This is a genomic window from Salinisphaera sp. T31B1 (assembly GCF_040361275.1).
In the GTDB taxonomy this organism is placed as follows: domain Bacteria; phylum Pseudomonadota; class Gammaproteobacteria; order Nevskiales; family Salinisphaeraceae; genus Salinisphaera.
On the sequence record NZ_APNH01000001.1, the window covers coordinates 743,164 to 764,878 of the forward strand.

Annotated in this window: 19 protein-coding genes; 18 read left to right on the forward strand and 1 reads right to left on the reverse strand. The window is 64.9% G+C overall.

Annotated elements, in window-relative coordinates; genetic code table 11:
• The first annotated feature begins 150 nt into the window (after nt 1–150).
• Genes T31B1_RS03410 through T31B1_RS03420 form a run of 3 tightly spaced genes read left to right on the forward strand, consistent with a single transcriptional unit; the run spans nt 151 to nt 2,945 of the window.
• Nucleotides 151–648 carry a TRAP transporter small permease subunit gene (locus T31B1_RS03410; RefSeq protein ID WP_353248053.1) on the forward strand — a complete coding sequence of 166 codons (498 nt, stop codon included), beginning with the start codon at nt 151–153 and terminating at the stop codon, nt 646–648.
• Nucleotides 649–652: 4 nt separating this feature from the next.
• A complete protein-coding gene (locus T31B1_RS03415; protein ID WP_353248054.1) occupies nt 653–1,915 on the forward strand; it encodes a TRAP transporter large permease in 1,263 nt (420 codons plus the stop codon).
• 25 nt (nt 1,916–1,940) lie between these two features.
• Nucleotides 1,941–2,945: a TRAP transporter substrate-binding protein gene (locus T31B1_RS03420; protein WP_353248055.1), complete on the forward strand. Its 1,005-nt coding sequence runs from the start codon at nt 1,941–1,943 to the stop codon at nt 2,943–2,945.
• A gap of 212 nt (nt 2,946–3,157) precedes the next feature.
• Here the strand turns inward: T31B1_RS03420 and T31B1_RS03425 are convergent, their stop codons facing one another.
• On the reverse strand, nt 3,158–4,741 hold the full coding sequence (locus tag T31B1_RS03425; protein ID WP_353248056.1) for a gamma-glutamyltransferase family protein: 1,584 nt from the start codon (nt 4,739–4,741) through the stop codon (nt 3,158–3,160).
• Nucleotides 4,742–4,973: 232 nt separating this feature from the next.
• On the opposite strand from T31B1_RS03425, the gene T31B1_RS03430 reads away from it, so the two are divergent.
• The 15 genes from T31B1_RS03430 (at nt 4,974) to T31B1_RS03500 (ending at nt 21,712) form a co-directional block, all read left to right on the forward strand.
• The gene (locus T31B1_RS03430; protein ID WP_353248057.1) at nt 4,974–6,188 is read left to right on the forward strand and encodes an amidase; all 1,215 of its coding nucleotides are present in this window, start codon (nt 4,974–4,976) and stop codon (nt 6,186–6,188) included.
• The gene (gene hpxZ, locus T31B1_RS03435) at nt 6,185–6,586 is read left to right on the forward strand and encodes an oxalurate catabolism protein HpxZ (RefSeq protein WP_353248058.1); all 402 of its coding nucleotides are present in this window, start codon (nt 6,185–6,187) and stop codon (nt 6,584–6,586) included. The genes T31B1_RS03430 and hpxZ overlap by 4 nt, the downstream gene beginning before the upstream one ends.
• Nucleotides 6,587–6,730: 144 nt before the next feature.
• A complete protein-coding gene (locus T31B1_RS03440; protein ID WP_353248059.1) occupies nt 6,731–7,231 on the forward strand; it encodes a MarR family winged helix-turn-helix transcriptional regulator in 501 nt (166 codons plus the stop codon).
• A gap of 370 nt (nt 7,232–7,601) precedes the next feature.
• Nucleotides 7,602–8,873 (forward strand): amidohydrolase/deacetylase family metallohydrolase, encoded by a 1,272-nt coding sequence (locus tag T31B1_RS03445; RefSeq protein ID WP_353248060.1) that lies wholly within the window; start codon nt 7,602–7,604, stop codon nt 8,871–8,873.
• Nucleotides 8,870–11,227 carry a xanthine dehydrogenase family protein molybdopterin-binding subunit gene (locus T31B1_RS03450; RefSeq protein WP_353248061.1) on the forward strand — a complete coding sequence of 786 codons (2,358 nt, stop codon included), beginning with the start codon at nt 8,870–8,872 and terminating at the stop codon, nt 11,225–11,227. Before T31B1_RS03445 ends, T31B1_RS03450 begins: the two co-directional genes overlap by 4 nt.
• Nucleotides 11,214–12,029 carry an FAD binding domain-containing protein gene (locus T31B1_RS03455; RefSeq protein ID WP_353248062.1) on the forward strand — a complete coding sequence of 272 codons (816 nt, stop codon included), beginning with the start codon at nt 11,214–11,216 and terminating at the stop codon, nt 12,027–12,029. Before T31B1_RS03450 ends, T31B1_RS03455 begins: the two co-directional genes overlap by 14 nt.
• A complete protein-coding gene (locus tag T31B1_RS03460) occupies nt 12,026–12,544 on the forward strand; it encodes a (2Fe-2S)-binding protein (RefSeq protein ID WP_353248063.1) in 519 nt (172 codons plus the stop codon). The genes T31B1_RS03455 and T31B1_RS03460 overlap by 4 nt, the downstream gene beginning before the upstream one ends.
• Entirely contained in the window at nt 12,534–13,163 is a 630-nt protein-coding gene (locus tag T31B1_RS03465) for an SRPBCC family protein (protein WP_353248064.1), read from the forward strand. Before T31B1_RS03460 ends, T31B1_RS03465 begins: the two co-directional genes overlap by 11 nt.
• Entirely contained in the window at nt 13,160–14,269 is a 1,110-nt protein-coding gene (locus tag T31B1_RS03470) for an oxamate carbamoyltransferase subunit AllG family protein (protein WP_353248065.1), read from the forward strand. The genes T31B1_RS03465 and T31B1_RS03470 overlap by 4 nt, the downstream gene beginning before the upstream one ends.
• Nucleotides 14,270–14,516: 247 nt before the next feature.
• Nucleotides 14,517–16,169: an amino acid ABC transporter permease/ATP-binding protein gene (locus T31B1_RS03475; protein ID WP_353248066.1), complete on the forward strand. Its 1,653-nt coding sequence runs from the start codon at nt 14,517–14,519 to the stop codon at nt 16,167–16,169.
• Nucleotides 16,170–16,172: 3 nt separating this feature from the next.
• Nucleotides 16,173–16,988: an ABC transporter substrate-binding protein gene (locus tag T31B1_RS03480; protein WP_353248067.1), complete on the forward strand. Its 816-nt coding sequence runs from the start codon at nt 16,173–16,175 to the stop codon at nt 16,986–16,988.
• 265 nt (nt 16,989–17,253) lie between these two features.
• Entirely contained in the window at nt 17,254–18,873 is a 1,620-nt protein-coding gene (locus T31B1_RS03485) for an ABC transporter substrate-binding protein (protein WP_353248068.1), read from the forward strand.
• Between the two features lie 3 nt (nt 18,874–18,876).
• Nucleotides 18,877–19,896, forward strand: coding sequence for an ABC transporter permease (locus T31B1_RS03490; protein ID WP_353248069.1), 1,020 nt, complete (start codon nt 18,877–18,879; stop codon nt 19,894–19,896).
• A complete protein-coding gene (locus tag T31B1_RS03495) occupies nt 19,896–20,747 on the forward strand; it encodes an ABC transporter permease (RefSeq protein ID WP_353248070.1) in 852 nt (283 codons plus the stop codon). Before T31B1_RS03490 ends, T31B1_RS03495 begins: the two co-directional genes overlap by 1 nt.
• Entirely contained in the window at nt 20,744–21,712 is a 969-nt protein-coding gene (locus T31B1_RS03500; protein ID WP_353248071.1) for an ABC transporter ATP-binding protein, read from the forward strand. The genes T31B1_RS03495 and T31B1_RS03500 overlap by 4 nt, the downstream gene beginning before the upstream one ends.
• The last annotated feature ends 3 nt before the right edge of the window (nt 21,713–21,715 follow it).

Here is a 21,715-nt window from a genome sequence, read left to right on the forward strand (position 1 = left end):
CGTCGCATACGCATCGAATGCGCATGCGAGAGAGTGCAATTCTCGTAAAACAGTATACAGTTTGGAAAACCTTGTGTAGCTTTTTACGCAAACAGAATACCTAGACGAGTCGCGCGGCGTCCTAGACCCGTGCCGACGAAGGGGAGATCGATGACAGCCTTGAGAACTGTCCTGGAAGCATTCAGCCGGCTGCTGTTCGGCCTGTGCGCGCTGGTGATCGTCGCCATGGCGCTATCGGTCACCTACGAGGTGCTCAGCCGGTACTTCTTCGGCCGGCCCACGATCTGGGTGACCGAAGTCTCCAGCTATCTGCTGGTGGCGGTGACGTTCCTCGGCGCGGCGTGGACATTGCGCATCGACGGTCATATCCGTATGGACCTGCTCGGCGAGACGGGCGGCTGGCTAGGACGCCGCGTCTCCGATCTGGCGATGTTCGTGGTCGCCGCGGTTGTCGCCGCGGCCTTGCTTTGGAGCGGCTGGCACATGACCTCGGCCAACTACAGCTTCGGCTGGCGCGCTTCGACGATTCTCGCCACCCCGCTGTGGATGCCGCAGGCGCTCATCCCGCTGGGCTCGCTTGCATTGCTCATTCAATCGCTGATCGGTCTTTGGGACACCCTGACCGGCGCCCGGTACGTCGAGGAGTAGTGCGGTGTTTCTAGGCTTTGTTTTTCTCGGCGTTCTGTTGCTGCTGATTCTCCTGGGCGTGCCGGTCGCGCTGTCTCTGGCCGGCACCACGCTGCTGGGTCTGTTCGCCATGGGTGGCTGGGGCGCGGTCTCGGCCATGTCCAATACCGCCTGGAGCACCACCTCCGAGTTCGTGCTCACCGCCATACCGCTGTTCATCCTCATGAGCGAGATCATCGGTGCCACCGGTATCGGCCGCGATCTATTCATCGCGGTGGAACGGTTTCTGGGACGCATCAGCGGCGGGCAGGCGGTGGCGACCGTGGTGGCCTGTGCAATCTTCGGCGCCGTGAGCGGCACCGCGGTCGGCGTGGCGGCCGTGATCGGCGGCGTGGCGATACCGGAGATGCTCTCGCGCGGTTACCCCAGGCGTATCGCTACCGGCGCCGTGGCCGGCGGCAGCCCGCTGGGCATGATCATTCCGCCTAGCCTGCCGTTGATCATCTATGGCGTGGTCACCGAAACCCCCATCGCCGATCTGTTCCTGGCCGGTATCGTCCCGGGACTGATCATCACCGTGCTGTGCTGCATCTGCGTCAGTTTCATGGTGCGCCGCTCGGGCATTCGCAGCGAGCCCGTCGATGCCGGCAGTGCATTCGACTCGATCAAGCTCTCGCTGCCAGTGGTGATCCTGATCGTGCTCGTCATCGGCTCGATCTATGCCGGTATCGCCACCCCCACGGAAGCCGCCGCCGTGGGCGCGGTCGGCGCCTTCGTCATTGCCGGCATCCAAGGCCGGCTGACCTGGGAGCGCGTGGTGAGTTCGCTTTATGCATCGGCCCGTACGAGCGCGATGCTGCTATTCGTACTCGTCGGCGCCATGCTGTTCGGCTACCTGCTGGGCATCACTCGCATGCCGCAGGAACTCACCGCGCTGGTCGTCGACCTGGACGTCTCGCGGTGGGTGATCTTCGCGATGATCATGCTGGCGTTCTTCATCCTCGGCATGTTCCTGGAAGTCACCTCCATCATTCTCATCACGATGCCGGTGATCTTTCCGACGGTCGTCGCCCTGCAGTTCGATCCGGTGTGGTTCGCGATCGTGCTCATGGCCAATATGAGCCTTGCCGTGGTCACGCCCCCGGTCGGTCTGTGTCTGTATGTCGTCAAGTCCTGTGCCCCGAACACGTCGCTGCGCGACGTCATTCTCGGTACCGCACCGCTCATGATGATGTATGTCCTCGTGCTGATTGCGCTGTGTTTCTTCCCGGAACTGGCGATTTACTGAAACGACAATAAAAGGAGATGAGCTTATGAACAGAAAGACCACGTTGTGTATGGCGCTGGGCGTTGCCGCCACGGTGTTTGCCGGTACCGCCTGGGCACAGCAGACGCTGCGCCTGGGCCACTATTTCGCCACCGAGGACTTCAGAGGCAAGACCGCTCAGCACTTCGCCGATCAGGTCAACGAACAGACCGACGACCTTCAGGTCGACGTCTATCCGAACGAATCGCTGGTCAAGGGTCGCGAGGCGCTGCAGGCGACCTCCCAGGGTGTGGTCGATATCTATTCGGTATATGCCGGGTATCTCTCCGGCCAGGTGCCGTTGATCAATATCTTCTCGTTGCCGTTCCCCCCGCCGTCGTATGACGACAAGGCGATGTACGAGCTCGCGCTGGATCCCGATACCGTCGCGCTGATGGACAAGACGTTCGCCAAGTTCGGGGTGAAATATCTGGGCGTGATCAACTCTTCCGGGCCGGCACAGCTGTTCCTGCGCAACCCGGCCAAGTCCGTATCCGATATCCGTGGCCGCAAGCTGCGCGGTGCCGGCGGTCTGTCCGACGTGGCATTGCGCAAGCTCGGTGCTTCGGTGGTTCTGCTCAGCGCCGCCGAGCAGTTCCTTGCCCTGCAGACCGGCACCGTCGACGGCATTTCAACCACTTGGTCGTCGTACGTGAACTACGGCCTGGCCGACGTGGCGCCGACCTATCTCGCGGCGACCGTGGTGCGTGCGCCGTATCTGTTGCTGATGAACAAGGCCAAATACGACGCCTTGAGCGATGCGCAGCGCGATGCGATCACCAATGCCGTCAACAACACCGTGGAATGGTCGCGCGAAAACTTCGCCGCGGAGCAGAAGATGCTTCACGACAAGGTCGTCGAACAGGCCAAGAACGTTGTGGAAGTCTCTGATGCAGACAAGGCCGCGCTGCGTGAGCAGATGCAGCCGATCTACGACTCCTATGTCGAAGACAACGGCGAAGCGGGCCGCCAGCTCATGGACAACTGGAAGAAGGTCACCGGGACCGAATAGTAGGGTTGGCCGGCCGTCCGGCCGACAATGACGGGACCGTACGACCGTCCGGGTGTCGTAGGGTCCCGTTTGTCGTGGTTGGCCGCTGCCTGCTCAACCGGCCGTCGCGTGCCGCTGGCATATGCTTGCTGGCTGCACAGTCGTAGTTGCCGGTACGGTAGGCCTCCGCTGGTCCTGCGAGAGCTGCCAGGCGGATCCGAGAAGGCTCGCGCCTAGAGCGTGACCGCGCCGCCATCGGCCCGGGGGTCGCTGGCGCCTTCACAATAGCCCTGCGGGTGACGTACGACGGCGCCGGCATGGCCGGCCAGATCGGAGTACGCATCGATCATTTCGACCTGATGGCCGCTGGCGATCAGGTCGTCGACCAGCGCGCTATCGAATCGATCCTCCAGCTTGAGGCTGGTGGTGGCATCGCCCCAGGTCTTGCCGAGCAGCCAGCGCGGCGCGGTCACCGCGCGTTGCAGGCCCTGGCCGTACATCGCATAGCGCGAGAATACCGCCGCCTGGGTCTGCGGCTGGCCTTCGCCGCCCATGGTGCCGTAAGCCATCACGCGGCCGTCGCCGAGTTCGGCCATGGCCGGGTTGAGCGTATGGAACGGGCGCTTGCCGGGGGCCAGCTGGTTGGCCCCCGGGGCCAGCGAAAACCCGGCGCCGCGGTTCTGGAAGGCTACGCCGGTATCCGGGCAGGTCAGCCCCGAGCCAAACTCCCAGAACACGCTCTGGATGAAGCTCACCATGGTGCCGTCGCGGTCCGTCGCGCCCATCCAGATGGTATCGCCCTGCTTGGGCTCGTAGGGCCAGGCGAGCGCCTGGCGCGGATCGATCGCGGCCCGCAGCCGGTCCAGATGGTCGGGCTCGAGCCAGGATTCGGCCGGGCGGGCCATGTGATCGGGATCGCCCAGCTCCGCGTTACGGAGGATGAAGGCTTGCTTGGTGGCCTCGATCAGGCCGTGCAGATGGTCGAAGCCTTCGGCGTCGGCGACCTTCAGACGGTCGAACAACGCCAGAATCATCAACGACGACACGCCCTGGGTGGGCGGCGGCATGTTGTAGATCGTGCCTACCGAGAGTTTCGTGGACAGCGGGGCGACGATATCGGCCGCGCACTGGGCGAGATCCCGGGCGCGCAGCGGCGAGCCCATCGCTTCCAGATAGGCAGCATGCGTTTGTGCCAGCGAGCCGTTGTAATAGCTGTCCAGCCCTTCGCGCGCGAGTGTTTCCAGGGTATGGGCGAGCGCGTTCTGATAGAAGATATCGCCTTCGCGCGGCGCGTTGCCGCCGGGCAGGAAGATATCCGCAAAGCCGGGGACGTGGCGTAGTTCCTCGGCTTTGGCGGCCGTACAGGCGGCTTGGTTGCCGGTGGTCACGAAACCGTCGCGGGCATGAGCGATCGCGGGTGCGAGCAGGGTGCCCAACGCCATCGGTTCGCGTTCGAGCTGGTTCAGGGCCGTTTGCCAGCCGGCGATCGTGGCCGGCGTGGTCAGCGCGGCCTGGGCGCCGCGGGCCGGAATCTGTTGGTGATGACCATGTCCGGCATACCAGTCCGGTGTGGCCAGCGCCGCGGCGCGACCGCAGGCCGAAATGCCGATCGGGGCCTGTCCGGGCTTTCGGATCAGCCAGAAACCGTCTCCGCCGATCGAATTCATATGTGGGTAGACCACGGCGATCGTGGCCGCCGCGGCCACCATGGCCTCGATCGCGCTACCGCCGGCCGCAAGCACGTCCCGGCCCGCCAGGGCGGCCGACAGATGGGGTGCGGTGACACAGCCGTAACGGCCCTTGGCGCTTTGCAGCATGGAATGTCCTCTTCGGTTCTGGCAAACGCCATCGGCTGGCACGCCCCTGGATCACCGGGCTGGGCCCATTCGCCGACGACTCTAGCTGGCACGTCGGTTGCATACAACGACGCGTGCATAAACAGGCGCGCCGACGGCCGTTGGTTCGAGCCTGCAATACCCGTGCCGACGGGCGATCGCTCGGTCGCAGCGACATGGGTTCGAAAACCGTGATTACCCATGGGATGTCGATATGTCAGTCATCGAGGATACCGTTCACGCCTTCTGTCTGGACAATCCGGCCATACAGGCGCCGACCGGCCACGGCGTCCTGTCGGGGCTGCGATTCGCAGCCAAGGATGTTTTCGAGGTCGCCGATACCCGTACCGGCTTCGGCCAGCCTGATTGGTTGGCCTCGCATCCGCCGGCGTCGATCAACGCCGACTGTATCGAGCGACTGCTGGCTGCTGGGGCCGCGCTGGCCGGCCGTACCGTATCCGACGAGTTGTGCTACTCGCTGACAGGCGATAACGCGCACTACGGCGCGCCCAGGAACAGCTGGGGGGCTGATCGGCTCAGCGGCGGTTCGTCCAGCGGTTCGGCCGCGGCGGTCTGCGCGGGGTTGGTGGATTTTGCCCTCGGCACCGACTGCGGCGGCTCCGTGCGTGTGCCGTCGAGCTATTGCGGCCTGCTCGGCCTGCGTACGACGCATGGGCGCGTGCCCACGCGCGGCCTGCTGCGCTTTGCCAGCGAGTTCGACTGTATCGGCTGGTTCGCACGTGATGCGGGGATCTTCGAACGGGTCGCCCGCGTGCTGTTGCCCGAAGCGCGCGAGCAGGGCGCATTCAGGCGATTGTTGATCGCCACCGATGCCTTCGCCGCCGTGGACACAGCGATCGCCGACGCATTCGCGCCAGCGCTGGAGACGCTTTCCGCGCAGATCGGTGCCACGCATGACGTGCGTCTGTCGGAAGACGGGCTGGATCGCTGTTTCGAGACCTTTCGCATCATTCAGGCGGCCGATGTGTGGTCGGCGCTCGGTGACTGGGTGACCCGGACCCGGCCCACGCTCGGCCCCGGCGTGCGCGAGCGGATCGAGCAGGCCGGGCAGATCGGCGCCGCCGAGCTGCGCGCCGCCCAGGCCCATCGGGCTGAAATCGTGGCCCGGCTGGATACGCTGATCGGCGAAGACGATGTGGTGGTCCTACCCACCACGCCCCGCCCCGCGCCGCCGCGCGGGGGCGGCGATGACGCGCTGGAAACCACGTATCGCTTCCAGGCGATGTCGTTGCTGTGCAGCGCGGGTCTGGCGGGCCTGCCGCAGATGAACCTGCCGCTGGCGATGAAGGATGGCCTGCCGCTGGGCCTGTCGATCATGACACGCCGCAACGGCGACATGCGGCTGATCGAACTGGCCGGGCAGGTCTGCCCGCAGGCGCCGGTACCGCCCGATGCGGTGCGCCCATGAGCCAGTCGCCCGATGGCATCAACCGGCGCGACGTCGTCGCCGAAGTCACCGATGCACTCATGCGCTACGAGGCCGCGCTCACCGGCAACGATGTCGCCACGCTCGATGAGTTGTTCTGGAACAGCGAACATACGGTGCGCTACGGCGCCACCGAAATGCTCTACGGCCACGACGAGATCCGCGCCTTTCGCAAGGCGCGCAGTCCCGCCCATCTCGACCGCCGCATACGACGGATTGCGATCACGACCTTCGGCGAGGATTTCGCCACCGCCAGCATCGAATTCGAGCGCGAAGGCGAAGACGGGCTGACGATCGGCAGGCAGAGCCAGTGCTGGGTTCGCTTCGATACGGGTTGGCGGGTTGTGTCGGCGCACGTATCCGCGTTGCCAAACAATTGACGGCTGTGTAAAACCGGAAGACGAGTCTGTCGCGGACGCGAAACCGACAGATCGCCTGCGCACTCGCGACCAGTCGGCCCGATTCAAGGCGTCTGGTTCGTCGCGGTGTCGACGACCCTGTGCTCCACGCGTGCTCTATTTCTCATGCCCGATACTTTCGACGTCGCTGAAGAACTCGCCCGTATCGAAGCCCGCTCGCCGCTGTTGGTGCGGCCGGGTTTCCTCATCCGACGGCTGCACCAGATTCATAGCGCGCTGTTCACCAAGGAAACCGAAGGATTCAATATCACGCCGGTGCAATACAGCGTGCTTACCGCGCTGGCCGAGCACGGCGAAATGGATCAGATGACCCTGGCCCACGAGATCGGACTCGAGCGCACCAGCGTGGGCGATGTGCTGCGCCGCCTCGAACAGCGCGAGCTGGTCGAGCGCCGCGCGAGCAGCGAAGACGGCCGGGTGCGCCTGACCCGGGTCACCCGCAAGGGGCGCAACCACGTGCGCCGGATGACCGACGCCGTGCAGCGCGCCCACGAGCGCACGATCGAAGCACTCGCCGGCCCCGATCGCGACCTGTTCATCTGGTATCTCGGCCGCCTGGTCGAGGCGAACAACGATATGGGCACCGTGCCTTTCCGTCTGCGCTAGATCGCGCGCCGTCGTCGCCGCTCCGGGCGGCCCGTCCCGTGGGTGGCCTGTGCCGACAGCTCGTCGCAGATTCTCGTGCTCGCGTAGCGGGCGTCGATTCGCTGACAGCAATCATCTGCTAAAAATATGGGGTGCACCACATAGTTCCCCCAGCCTGGTGCAGGCGCGTTGTTTTCGCGCATCGCCTAGGGCTGTGTGCAGTCGCGCCGCCGCATTCGCCGAGTGCGATATGGGGTATACCACTCAATTAGTAAATAAATTATCCTTTCATAAACAGTATTTTAAATATAAAGCGCCTGCTTCCTAACGTCGCCCTGGCACAGCCCTTGCGCTATCCGTGTCATCGCAGACAGGACATGCAGGAGCCAGAATGTCGACAACGGTGTTGAAAGGCGGTCGGGTCGTGGACCCGGCGACGGGAACCGATGAACAGGCCGATCTGGTCATACAGAACGGCATCGTCACCGGCTTGAATGCCCCCTACGCCTCGGACGCCGAGGTCATCGACTGCACGGGCAATTTGGTGTTGCCCGGCATGATCGATACCCATGCCCATGTCTATCGCTATGTGACCGGGCGTTTCGGCCTCGATCCGGACATGTGCGGCGTGCGTTCGGGCGTGACCACGCTGGTCGACCAGGGCGGGCCGAGCTGCATGACCCTGCCCGGCTTTCGCCATTTCATCGCCGAGCCGGCCAAGACTCGGGTGCTGGCCTTCATATCGGCCTATCTGGTGGGCGGGCTGGAAGGGCATTACTACCCGCAGCTCTACCAGCCGGAATGTCTGAACGTTGATGCGACCGCCAAGGCCGTCGATGCCAACCTCGATCTGGTCAAGGGCATCAAGGCACATGCCGAGCTGGGCGGTTTCCAGCGCTGGGGCATGGATGTGATCAAGCTGGCGGCCCAGATCGGGCGCCAGTCGCGCATGCCGGTCTATCTGCACTTCGGCCAGCTCTGGCCGTCGCCGGAAGACCCGATGGATATCGATCCGGACACCATCTTTCCGAGCGTGCTCGAACTGGTGAAGCCGGGCGACGTGCTCGCGCATCCATTCACCCGTCATCCCGGCGGGTTCGTGGACAAGCATGGCCAGGTGCATGGACTCATTCGCGACGTGATCGACAAGGGCGTGAAGATCGACGTCGGCCACGGCTCGCATTTCAGCTTCGATGTCGCCCGCAAGGTGCTGGATGCCGGCATCGTGCCGAATACGCTCGGCGCGGACATGCACGGCTACAACACGCGTATCGCGCCGCCGCCGGGCACGCCGGATATCCATTCCGACCCGGAAGAAGGCGACCACATGTTTGCCGGCGCGGTGCGCTTTTCGCTCACCTCGACGATGACCAGCATGCTCGCGCTGGGGCTCACGCTCGATCAGGTCGTGCCGATGGTCACGTCCAACGCGGCCGCAATGCTCGGCATGCAAGCCGAGATCGGCCATCTCAAGCCGGGCGCGGTCGCGGACGTATCGGTACTCAACGACGACCGCGGCCAGTGGACGCTGCGCGATAACGAAGGCCATCGCGTGAGTGCCGAGCGCATGCTCACGCCGCGATTCTGTCTGCGCGCCGGCGAGCGCTTCGATGCCGATGCGCCCACGCTGCCGCAGTTCGCGCCGGCCCAAGCCTCGGCATGACCGGCGCTGTGCCCGACACGCAGGCCAAGGGCATCGGCGCCCGGCTCGCGCGCAAGGAAGACGCCCGTTTTCTGAGCGGTCGCGGCGAGTTCGTGGCCGACATCCGCCGCCCGGACATGCTGGACGTGGCGTTCGTGCGTGCGCCGGTGGCCCACGCCCGCATCGTCGAGATCGAAAAACCGGAAGGCTGGGAATCGCTGGTCTACACCATGGCCGACATGGCCGGTGTGAAGCCGATCGTGGCGGCCTCCAAGCTGCCGGGTTTTCAGAAATCCGAACAGTATCCGCTGGCCCGCGACAAGGTCCGTTTCGTTGGCGAGATGGTGGCCATGTGTGTGGCACCCAGCCGCGCCCGCGCCGAGGATCTGGCCGAGCAGGTGTTCGTCGACTACGAAGACCTGCCGGTCGTCTCCGACATGCATGCCGCTGCCAACGGCAACGCCGAAGGCAAGCTGCATGAACACTGGGATTCCAACGTCTTCCTGGAAACCCAGGTGGATAACAAGGTCGGCATGGCCGACGACGTCGTGAGCGTGCGCCGGCAATTGTCGACCTCGCGCCAGTGTCAGGTCCCGCTGGAAGGCCGTGGCGTTGTCTGCTGGTGGGACCATCGGCTCAACCGGCTGGAGATGACCAGCGCGGCACAGATGCCGCATATCAACCGTACCGGCCTGGCCGAGTGCCTGGGCCTGGATGAAGGCCAGGTGCGTGTCGTCTCGCCCGACGTGGGGGGCGGCTTCGGCTACAAGGGCATCCTGCTGCCCGAAGAAATCTGTTGTGCGTGGCTGGCGATGAAACTCGACCGCCCCATCCGGTGGATCGAGGATCGGGGCGAGCATCTGTCGGCCAACGCCAACTGTCGTGAACACGCCTACGACATCAGCGTGCACGTCGAACGCAGCGGCCGGCTGGCCGGCATCGACTGCGATGCGATCGTGGATTCCGGCGCCTATTCCTCGTACCCGTTCTCGGCCTGTCTGGAAGCCGCCCAGATCGGCTCGATCCTGCCGGGCCCTTACAAGATGGACAGCTACAGCTGTCATACGCGCTCGGCGGCGACCAACAAGCCGCCGATCCTGCCGTATCGAGGCGTGGCCCGTACCGGCGTGTGCTTTGCGCTGGAAGTGATGCTGGATATCGCTGCTCGCGAGCTCGGCATCGAGCCGTTCGAACTGCGCGAACGCAGCCTCGTCGGGGCTGACGACATGCCCTATACGAACATCACGAACAAGCTGTTCGACTCCGGCGACTATATCGCCTGCATGCATCGCGCGGTCGAAGCGCTCGACTGGGCCGGCTGGCGCGCGCGTCAGGCCGAAACCAATGGCCGCAAACGGATCGGCCTGGGTCTGGCGACGTTCTGTGAACAGGGCGCCCACGGCACCTCGGTGTACCACGGCTGGGGCATCCCCATGGTGCCCGGCTACGAGCAGTGCAATGCCCGCGTGACCACCGATGGCATTCTCGAGCTGCAGATCGGTGCGCATTCGCACGGCCAGAGCATGGAAACCACCATGGCCCAGGTGGCAAACACGGTGCTGGGTATCGACCCGGCACAGGTGCGCATCATGCACGGCGATACCGGCGGTTCGCCTTACTCCACCGGGACCTGGGGCTCGCGCAATGCCGTGATGTCCGGCGGCGCAGTCGCGGCCGCCTGTGAAAAACTCGCCGATCGCGTGCGGCGTCTGGCTAGCCATCTGATGGACGTCGCGCCGGACGATCTGATCTTTGAAAACGGCGGCGTGGTCAGCGGCGATCGCAGCCGCTCGATGACGCTCGCCGAGATTGCGCATACCTGGTATCGCGCGCCGCAGCGGTTGCCCGACGACGTCGACCCGGCCGGGCTCGGCCTGGTCGCCGGTTACAAGATGAAGCCGGACATGGGCACCTTCAGCTATGCGACCCATGCCTGTGCGGTCGAGGTGGATACCGTCACCGGCGCGGTCAAGCTGCTCGACTACGCCATCTGTGAAGACGGCGGCGTGTTGCTCAATCCGATGGTGGTCGAAGGCCAGCTGCTCGGCGGCCTCGCCCAGGGCATCGGCACCGCGCTCTACGAGGAAATGCCCTTCGACGATGAAGCCCAGCCGTTGGCCTCGACGCTGGCCGACTACATGGTGCCGGGCGCGGCCGAAATGCCGCCTCTGACCATCGAGCATATGGAAACGCCGAGCCCGTTCAGCCGCTTCGGTCAGAAAGGCATCGGCGAAGGCGGGGCGATTGCGCCGCCCGCGGCGATCGCGAATGCGGTCAACGATGCGTTGGCCGCACTGGGCGCCGAGATTCACAGCGTGCCGATTTCGCCCGAGCGCGTCATCGCGGCACTGGAGGCAGCCCGTGAAAGCCATTGATTACCGTATCGAACGCGCGCCCGACTTGGCGGGCGTCATCGACGCCCTGCAGGCCGATCCGTTCGCCAAGCCCATCGCTGGCGGCCAATCGCTGGGTGCCATGCTCAATCTGCGTCTGGCCCAGCCCGAATGCGTGATCGATCTGGCCGGGCTGGACACCCTCAAGGGCATGCATATCGACGGCGACGACATGGTCATCGGCCCGCTCGTCACCCACGCCACGCTCGAAGATGGGCGCTACGAGGATGCGACCGGCGGCATGCTCGCCCATGTGGCGGGCGGCATTGCCTACCGCGCTGTGCGCAACAGCGGCACCATCGGCGGCAGCCTCTGTCATGCCGACCCGGCCGCCGACTGGATCGCAGCGACCGCGGCACTGGGCGCGGTTTTCGAAATCCAGGGCCCGGACGGTACACGCCGGCTCGCGGCCCGCGAATTCATGACCTCGGCGTTCGAGACCGCTCTGGCCGAGGCCGAGGTGCTCAGCGCCATCCGTGTGCCCGCGCTGGGCGACGACGCGCGCTGGTCCTATCGCAAGTTCTGTCGCAAGACCGGTGAATTCGCGCTGGCCATCGTCAGCGGCGTGGCCGACGCCCGGACGGGCATCGAACGGCTGGTGTTCTCCGCCCTCGACGGCGCGCCGGTCGTGATCGAACGCGCCGGCCTGTTCGAAGAGCTCGCCGAGACAAGCGCGCGTGACGCATTGCTCGACGACGAGCTGTTGTCACTCACCGGCCACCGCCGCGCCCTGCATGCCGGCCTGCTCGCCGACGTGGTGGCCGATCTGCGAGGTATCGCATGAGCGCTCCTCTCCAATTTCCGCAAAGCAACACGGTCACGTTTCGTCTGACTGTGAACGGCCAGGAACGTGAAATCAGCGCCGAGCCGCGGACCCATCTGGCCGATGTGCTGCGCGAGCACTGTGGTCTGACCGCGACCCATCTGGGCTGCGAGCAGGGCGTATGCGGAGCCTGCACGGTCGAGATCGACGGCGTGCCGCAGCGCTCCTGTCTGCAGTCCGCCACACGCTTCGAAGGCCGCGAGATTCGTACGCTCGAGGCCTTCGAAGACGACCCGCTCGGCGCGGCCCTGCGCCGTGCCTTCAGCGAAGAACATGCCCTGCAATGCGGCTATTGCACGCCCGGCATGCTCATGACCGCGCACGACATCGTGCAGCGCCTGCCCCATGCCGACGAGGCCCGTATCCGCGAAGAACTGGCCGGCAATCTGTGCCGGTGCACGGGCTATCGCGGCATCGTGCGGGCGATTCAGCGCGTGCTCGAAACCTATCCCCACGAGAGTTCCGATGGACGTTAAACAACGCTTCACCATTGACGCCCCGGCCGACGATGTCTGGCAGGCCTTTCAGGACCCGGCCCTGCTGGTCGAGTGTCTGCCGGGGGCGACGCTGACCGAACCGGTCGCCGACAACCACCTCAAGCTCATGTTTCAGGTCAAGCTCGGCCCGATTTCGGCAGCGTTTGCCGGCGAGGGCGACTTGAGCCTCGACGACACCGCGCATACCGGCGGCCTGCAGGGCCGCGGTACCGACCGCAAGAGCAACAGCCGGGTGAAAGGCGAGGCCGCCTTTGCGGTCATCGACGAAGGAGCTGTAACCGCGGTCGAGTTGAATGTGTCGTTTTCGATCACCGGCAAGCTGGCCCAGTTCAGCCGCGAAGGCATCGTCAAGGCCCTGGCCGATCAGCTCACCCGCGATTTCGCCGACAACCTGCAGCAGGCGTTGCAGCCCGAGGCGACAGCCGACGCCGCGGTGCCGGCCGGCGAAACGCGCCCTGCATCCGAACGCGGCGGCACGCCGGCCGGCTCCCGCCCACGATTGAAGTCGGTGGATACCAGTTCGGTGAACGCGTTGAGCCTGGTCTGGCGGATGATCGTGAGCTGGTGGCGCCGGCTGCTGGGTAAATCGCCGGCATGAGCGTCGTTGCGCCAGAGCGGCTCGATGCCAAGCGGGGTCAGGCCGCCGCGCTTTTCGAGGGCGCCTGCTTGCGCGGCGTTGCGCGCCTGTCCGATATGCGTCCCGAGCTGGGCGACGACGTGCTGCTGCACGCCGGCCCGCCACTGGATACGCACGCGCTGCCGTATCCGGTACGCAATGCCGCGGTGCACGCCCTCGTTTATGCCGGCTGGCCGGCCGGCGACGCGGCGCGCGCGATCGATACCGACGCCATCCGTTTCGAACCCGCCCAGGATCACGGCGTGGTTACGCCGCTGGCGCAGGTGGTATCGAATGCCATGCCGGTGTTTCGGGTCGGGGACGAGCGCCATGAAGTGGCGGCGCCCATTGCCGAGAGCGCGCCGCCCGCGCTGCGTTTTGGTTCGGCCGACGAGGCCTGCGTAATCCGCCTGCGCCAACAGGCGGAATGGGCGTTCGGCGCGCTCGCGCCGCGGTTGGCCGATGCGCCGCTGCCGATACGCGACTGGATCGATGCCGCGCTGGTCGAAGGCGACGAATGCCATGCCCGCACCGGCGTAGCCAACGCCCGGCTGATCTCGGCGCTGGGCGAGCTGCCCGAAGACTATGCCGAGTCGATCGCGGCCAACGCCAACTTCGTGCTGCCGATACTCATGGCCGCCAGCGCCTGGGCCATACGTCGACACCGCGGTTCGATCGCGGCGGTCGGCGGCAACGGCCAGCGCTTCGGTGTGCGTTTCGACGACGAACAGGACTGGCGCACGGTCGATGCCCGGCCGCCGATCGGCGTCGCGCTGGCCGGCGGCGAGCAGCTACCGGTGCTCGGCGCGGTCGGCGACAGCCCGGTCATCGATTTCTGCGGCCTGGGCGGCCAGGCGCTCGCCTTTGCGCCGGCCCTGGTCGAGGCCTGGGAGGCCCTGCTGCCGGCCGACTGGCAGGAACGTGCCGATGCGGTCAGCGACGACGAAACCGGCCTGGTCTGCCGCCATCGCATCGCGGCCAGCGGACGGTCGCCGCTGGTGCATCTGGCCCTGGTCAGCGCAGCGCCCGAGGGTGGGCTGGCCGGCCGCGGATTCTATACGCCGCCCATGGCGTTGTTCAGGGGGTAGCGGGGCGGCGCCGCGCCGGCGGCGTGGTCGCGCTTTTTAGAAGCCGACGCTGCAACACCGGGTCCGACCGCGTGATGTTGCGCCGCAGCATCGTAATCGAGGCGCCGCAGACCGGGCGGCGCTTAGACAGTGACACCGACGGGCGGGACATGCCGTCCGCCCGAATAGACGACAACCGTTTGTCGCGATATCCGCTCTGGGCGCGTCCATGCGCCGCGGCGAGTCGCGTCACCGAGAAGAGGGACCGATGGACGCCAGCGCATTTCTGCATTACCTGACCCTGCCGTTGCTATGGGAAGGGCTCAAGACCGCGATGATCATCGCCGTGATCGCGTTCGCGGCCGCACTGCCGTTCTCGCTGGGCATGGCGATGATGCGCATGTCGCACTACAGGATCGTGCGGCTGTTGCCCATTCCGTATATCTGGGTCATGCGCGGCACGCCGATCCTGTTGCAGCTGCTGTTCTGGTACAACGTGCTGCCGCTGGTCGGCCTGGGGCTGAGCGCGTTCTGGACGGCGGTACTCGGGCTGATGCTCAACGAGATCGCCTTCATGTCGGAGATCATCCGCGGCGGTCTGCAGTCGATCAAGAAAACCCAGCGTGATGCGGCCAGTGCGCTCGGTCTGACCTCGTGGCAGATCATGTATCGCGTGATCATGCCGCAGGCAATGCGCTCGATCGCGCCGGCGATGGCCAACGAAGGCATGGTCATCGTCAAGCACACCTCGCTGGCCTCGGTGATCACCGTGCAGGAGCTCACGCTCAGCAGCGAACAGGTGGTCTCGACCAACTTCCAGTATGTCGAGGTCTTCATGGCCGCCGGCGTGCTCTATCTGGCCGCCACCACGCTGATCGCGCTGGCCCAGAACTATCTCGAGCGCCATCTCGATCTCGAACGGCGCGGGCATGCGATTGCGATCGCGGCCCAGGCCGGGCGTGATCGCGGCGGCAATCCGGTGGTCGATGCACCGCAGCCTGCCGGTGCCGGCCCGGGTGGTGGCGCCGCCACGATCGATGCCGAAGCGCCGGCCCTGCAGAAGTTCCTCAATCCCGGCCGTGACCTCGCTACGAAAGATGGCAGGCGAGCCGACCGCCCGCGCCGGCCGTATGTGGTGATCAACAAGGTATCCAAGTCCTTTCACGGCAAACGCGTGCTGCGCGATGTCTCGTTCAACATCTTTCCGGGCGAGGTGGTGTTTTTGATCGGGCCCAGCGGCTCCGGCAAGACCACGCTGCTGCGCACGATCAACCGGCTGGAAACCGTCGACGACGGCGAGATCACCGTGGGCGGACAGTTCGTGGGCTATCGCGCATCCGCCGGCCGGCCGGTGCCGATGCGTGACGCGGCGCGCTCTCGCGCCAAGGTCGGCGTGGGCATGGTGTTCCAGCATTTCAATCTGTTCGACCACCTGACCGTGCTCGAAAACGTCATCGAAGCGCCGGTACGCGTCCACGGCGCGAAACGTGAACAGGCCCGTGCCGAAGCCCGCGAGCTGCTCGCCTGGGCCGGGCTGGCGGAATACGAAAACCACTATCCGCATCAGCTGTCCGGCGGCCAGCAGCAGCGTATCGCCATCATCCGTGCGGTCGCCACGCGGCCGAAGCTGCTGTTGTTCGACGAACCCACCTCGGCGCTCGACCCCGAGCTGGTCAACGAGGTGCTCGACCTCATGCGCAAGCTCGCCGAATCCGGCATGACCATGGTGGTGGTCAGCCACGAGATCGTGTTCGCCCGCGACTGGGCCGACAAGGTCGTGTTCATGGAAGACGGCGAGATCGTCCAGCACGGCGCGCCGGAAGCGGTCTTCAACTCGCCGGACAACCCGCGCACGAAGAATTTCGTGAATCTCATCGAGCAACGTTCCGAAGGTAAATCTTCCAAAACCGTAGAGGTATAAGCCATGACCGAGACCACACCCTTCAAGAAACTGCTGACTGCGTCGGCCCTGTTGGCCGCCGCGGTGACCACGGCCCCGGCATTCGCGGCCGATTCGTACGTGATCGCCACATCCGCCGATTTTCCGCCGCTGAGCTATCGCGATTCCGAAGACACCTCGAAGATTATCGGCTTCGAGATGGACATGATCGAAGCCATGTCCGAGCACGGCGGCTGGGACTACGAGCTCAAGACCAGTGCCTTCAATGGCCTGCTGCCATCGCTCAAGAGCGGGCGCGTGGATATGGTGGTATCCGATATCTACAACACCGCTGAACGGCGCAAGAGCGTGGATTTCATCAACTACATCGAAAACGGCTTTGCGGTGATGGTGCGCGCCGAGGATGCGGACACGCTCACCGGCTATGACGCGATGTGCGGCAAGAACATCGGCATCCTCACCGGCAGCGCACCGGAAATGGATGCGGTGACCGCGGCCAGCGAGAAGCACTGCGAATCGCAGGGCAAGCCGGCGATCCAGCCGAAGTCCTATCCGTCGGTCGCCCAGGAGATTCCGCAGCTGGCCAACGGCCGTCTTTCGGGAATTCTGGAGACGTTGACCACGCTGGCCTATGCCCAGAGCCAGAACGAGGGCAAGTTCGAGATCGCCTTTCGCGACCCGAACACCACGAAAGTGGGCATCGCGATTCGCAAGGACAGCGACTTCGCCGACGCCATCCGTGAAGACATGGCCTGGTACATGAGCTCGGGCACCGCCGACGAAAACGCCAAGAAGTGGGATATTCCGGTCGAGGCGTTGATCAAGACCGATAGCCCATAGGCGCGCATGCCGGTCGCGGGCTCGAATGCCCGCGGCCGTCTACTCGGCAGCGACACACAGTATGGGTATTTCGCACCGAAAGGGTGCGTAGCGTCGATATGCCGGTGCAGGCGCGGTATCGGCTACCTGAATAACGGTTGGGCCGATCCGTATAAGCGCTCGTCCAGCTTGTATGCAAGCTGGTACACAAATTGCGATAGCCCCTGTCTGACTTGCAATCCGTTGCGTCGAACCGGACGCAGCGGCCAATCGGCACGAGGCAGCCATGGATCGTAGAACCTTTCTCAAGAACAGTGCGTTGATCGCCGGCGCGGCCGGCAGCCTGCCGTTGTTCAAGTTCATGCCCGCGCATGCGGCCGGCAACCGCGAGACGCTGATCGTGGTCACCGGCGCCGGCCCGAACAGCATGGATATCCATCGCGAGGGCACGAACCGGCCGAGCTATGCGATCGCGGTCAATCTCTACGACCGGCTGCTCAGCTACGGTACCAAGACGCTGGATGACGGCACCGTGTCCTACGACTACGAAACGCTCGTGCCCGAGCTGGCCGAAAGCTGGGAAGTGGCCGACGACAACATGTCGGCCGTATTCCACCTGCGCAAGACGGCCACCTTCTGGGACGGCAAGCCGGTCACCGCGAACGATGTGAAATGGTCGTTCGACCGCGCGGTGACGGTGGGCGGCTTTCCCACGGTGCAGATGAAAGCCGGCTCGCTGGAAAAACCCGAGCAGTTCGAAGTGGTCGACGAGCACACCTTCAAGATCAATTTCCTGCGCCCGAGCAAGCTGACGCTGCCGGATCTGGCCGTACCGGTGCCGATCATCATCAACGCGGAAGTGGCCAAGGCGCATGCCACCGATGACGACCCCTGGGCAACGGATTACCTGCACCGCACGCCGGCCGGCGGCGGTGCCTACAAGCTGCTGCGTTGGGACCCGGGCGAACAGACCGTCTACGAACGCTATGACGACTGGCGCAACGGCGAGGTGCCGGCGCTCAAGCGGGTGATCATCCGCGAAGTGCCGTCGGCATCCACACGCCGTGCGCTCATCGAACGCGGCGATACCGATATCTCGCTCGATCTGCCGCCCAAGGAAGCCGCCGATCTGCATGCCAGCGACAAGATCAACGTGGCCGGCGTGCCGATCGAGAACTGCATCAACGCGCTGGGCCTGAACGTGGAGATGGCGCCCTTCGACGACAAACGCGTGCGCCAGGCGATTGCCTATGCGCTGCCCTACAAAAAGATCTTCGATGCAGCCGCCTACCAGCGTGGACGCATGATGCACGGCGGCCAGTCGTTTACGCCGGCCTCGGCGGACTGGCCGCAGCCGTTCCCCTACGACACCGATCTCGACAAGGCCCGCGCGCTGCTCGAAGAAGCCGGCCACGGCAACGGTTTCGAAGTGCCGCTGTCGATCAATCTGGGTCTGGCGCAATGGACCGAGCCGACCGCGCTGCTGATCCAGGAAAGCCTCGGCAAGATCGGCATCCGTACGCCGATCGACAAGATTCCGGGCGCGAACTGGCGGACGCAGGCGCTGGTCGAGAAAAGCCTGGCCATGCACCTGAAGAACTTCGGCGGCTGGCTCAATTATCCCGACTACTACTTCTTCTGGGCCTATGTGAAAGGCCATCTGTTCAACTCGATGAATTACAGCAATCCGACCATCGACACGCTGGTCGACGAAACGCTGCATATTCCGGTCGACGACCCGGCCTATGTGCCGAACATCAAGAAGATGATCGCGATCGCCTTCGAGGACGTGCCGTTGATACCGCTCTGGCAGCCGAACCTGGATGTGGCCATGCAGAACAACGTGCAGGGTTACCAGTACTGGTTCCATCGCCAGCTCGATTGCCGGCCGCTGAAGAAAGTCTGATCCATGTCCGGCCTGGCGACGATTGCCAAGCGCCTGCTCGAGGCGTTGCCGACCCTGTTCGGCGTGATTCTGGTGACGTTTCTGCTTACCCGGGCACTGCCGGGCGATCCGGCGGTGTATTACGCCGGCCCGGCGGCGGACGCCGAATCCATTGCCCAGGTCCGGCATGCCATGGGGCTGGATCGCAGTCTGCCGCTGCAGTTCGCAAGCTATGTTAAGGGCCTGGCGGCGGGCGATTGGGGCGTGTCGCTCAGTACCGGCCGCGATGTCACCGAAGAGCTGGGCCGGCGCCTGCCGGCGTCGCTCGAATTGACCCTGCTCGGGTTGCTGATCGCTATCGTGATTGCGATACCACTGGGCGTACTTGCTGCGACGCGACCGAACAAACCCATCGACCATATCTGTCGAATCATCGTCACCACGGGCGTGTCGATGCCGGTGTTCTTTACCGGTCTGCTGTTGGTCTATGTCTTCTATTACCTGCTCGGCTGGGCGCCCGCACCGCTCGGCCGACTGGATTTCATGCATATCGCGCCGGATCGGGTCACCGGGCTCTATCTGGTCGATAGCCTCATTGCCGGCGATTTCGAGGTTTTTCGGGCCAGCCTTGCGCATATCTTCCTGCCCGCGCTGACGCTGGGCATCTTTGCGCTCGCCCCGATCGCCCGCATGACCCGGGCGGCCATGCTGGATGTGTTGTCGAGCGACTATATCCGTACCGCCCGTGCCAGCGGTCTGGCCACGCGCACCGTGTTGTTCACCTATGCGTTGCGTAACGCGCTGCTGTCGGTGCTCACCACGCTGGGCATGGTGTTTTCCTTTCTGCTGGGCGCGAACGTGCTGGTCGAAAAGGTGTTTTCCTGGCCGGGGATCGGCTCGTTCGCGATCGATGCGCTGGTGGCATCGGACTATGCGGCGGTCCAGGGCTTCGTGCTGGCGATGGCGTTGTTGTTCGTCACCCTGAATCTGATCATCGATCTGCTGTATGCGGTGATCGACCCCAGAATACGGGCCGCATCCTGATGGCGGCGACTTCGACCTTCACCCATGCCCGCTATGTGCTCGGCGAGAATCCGCTCACGGTCGTCTCCTTTGCACTGTTTTTCCTGCTGGTGCTGCTGGCGGCCTTCGGGCCGTGGATTGCGCCCTACGACCCGTTGGCCAGCGATACCGCGATCAAGCTCATGGCGCCGTCCGCCGAGCACTGGTTCGGCACCGATCATCTGGGCCGGGATGTGCTCAGCCGCGTGATCGTAGCCACCCGGCTCGATCTGATGATCGCGCTCTCGGCCGTGGCGCTCGCGTTTTTCGGCGGCAGCGTGCTGGGCAGTCTGGCCGGCTACTACGGCGGCTGGACCGACCGTGTGATCGGGCGCGTCATCGATACGGTCATGGCCTTTCCGTTGTTCGTGCTGGCGATGGGCATCGTCGCGGTGCTGGGTAACAGCGTGGAGAACATCGTTTATGCCACGGCGGTGATCAACCTGCCGTTTTATGCGCGCGTGGCCCGGGCCGAAATCGGCGTACGCCGCGACTCCGGTTTCGCGGCCGCTGCCAAGGTCGCCGGCAACGGCAATATCGGCGTGCTCGCACGCCATCTCTATCCGAATATCCTGCCGGCGATGATGGTGCAGCTGTCGTTGAACATGGGCTGGGCGATATTGAACGCGGCCGGCCTGTCGTTCATCGGTCTGGGCGTGCGCCCGCCCACGCCGGAGTGGGGCATCATGGTCGCCGAAGGCGCGCAGTTCATCGTGTCTGGCGAATGGTGGCTGGCGGTATTCCCCGGCGTATCGCTGATGATTGCGGTGTTCTGCTTCAACATGATGGGCGACGGGCTGCGCGATCTCATCGACCCGAGGCGACGCACATGAGCGCGTTGCTGGACGTCTCCGATCTGAGCGTGGAATTTCGCAGCCGGGCGGGCACGGTGCATGTGCTCGATCGTATCGCGCTGTCGGTGGCCCGCGGCGAAACCCTGGCCGTGGTGGGCGAAAGCGGCTCCGGCAAGTCGGTGGCCGCGTTTTCCATCATGGGCATTCTCGACGAGGCCGCGCGGATACCGAACGGTCAGGTGCAGTTCGGTGGCATGGACCTGCTCAAGGCCAAGCGCCGCGACCTGGACGAAGTGCGCGGGCGCGAAATGGCGATGATCTTTCAAAGCCCGCGTACCGCGCTCAACCCGATTCGCAAGGTCGGCCACCAGATCGAAGACGTGCTGCGTCGACATGGCCCGGTCGCCCGGGGGGATGCGAAACGGCGCGCCATCGAAGCCCTCGAGCAGGTGCGTATTCCGGATCCTGCACGCCGTTACGACGCGTATCCGTTCGAACTGTCGGGCGGGCTGTGCCAGCGCGTGATGATCGCCATCGCGCTGTGTTGCAAGCCGCGTCTGTTGATCGCGGACGAGCCGACCACCGGCCTGGATGTGACCACCCAGGCGACGATCATGGATCTGCTGGCCGAGCTCGGGCGCGAGACCGGGCTGGCGACGCTGCTGATCACCCACGATCTGGCGCTGGCTTCGCAGTACGCCGACCGTATCGCGGTCATGCATGCCGGTCAGGTTGTCGAAACCGCGCCGACCGCATCGCTGTTCGCCGCGCCGCGCCATCCGTATACCGCCGGCTTGATGGGGGCGACACCGACCCGCACCACCGCACTCGCTGCGCTGGAATCGGTGCCCGGGCGTATCCCGGCGCTCAATGCCGATCTGCCCGTCTGTCGTTTTGCTGAGCGCTGCCCGCGTCGGGTGGCCGAGTGCGACGACCCCGGCCCGCGCTTCGACGCCGAAGCGCAGGCACCCGATCATTATTTCGCTTGTCGGAGGCCGCTATAAAAC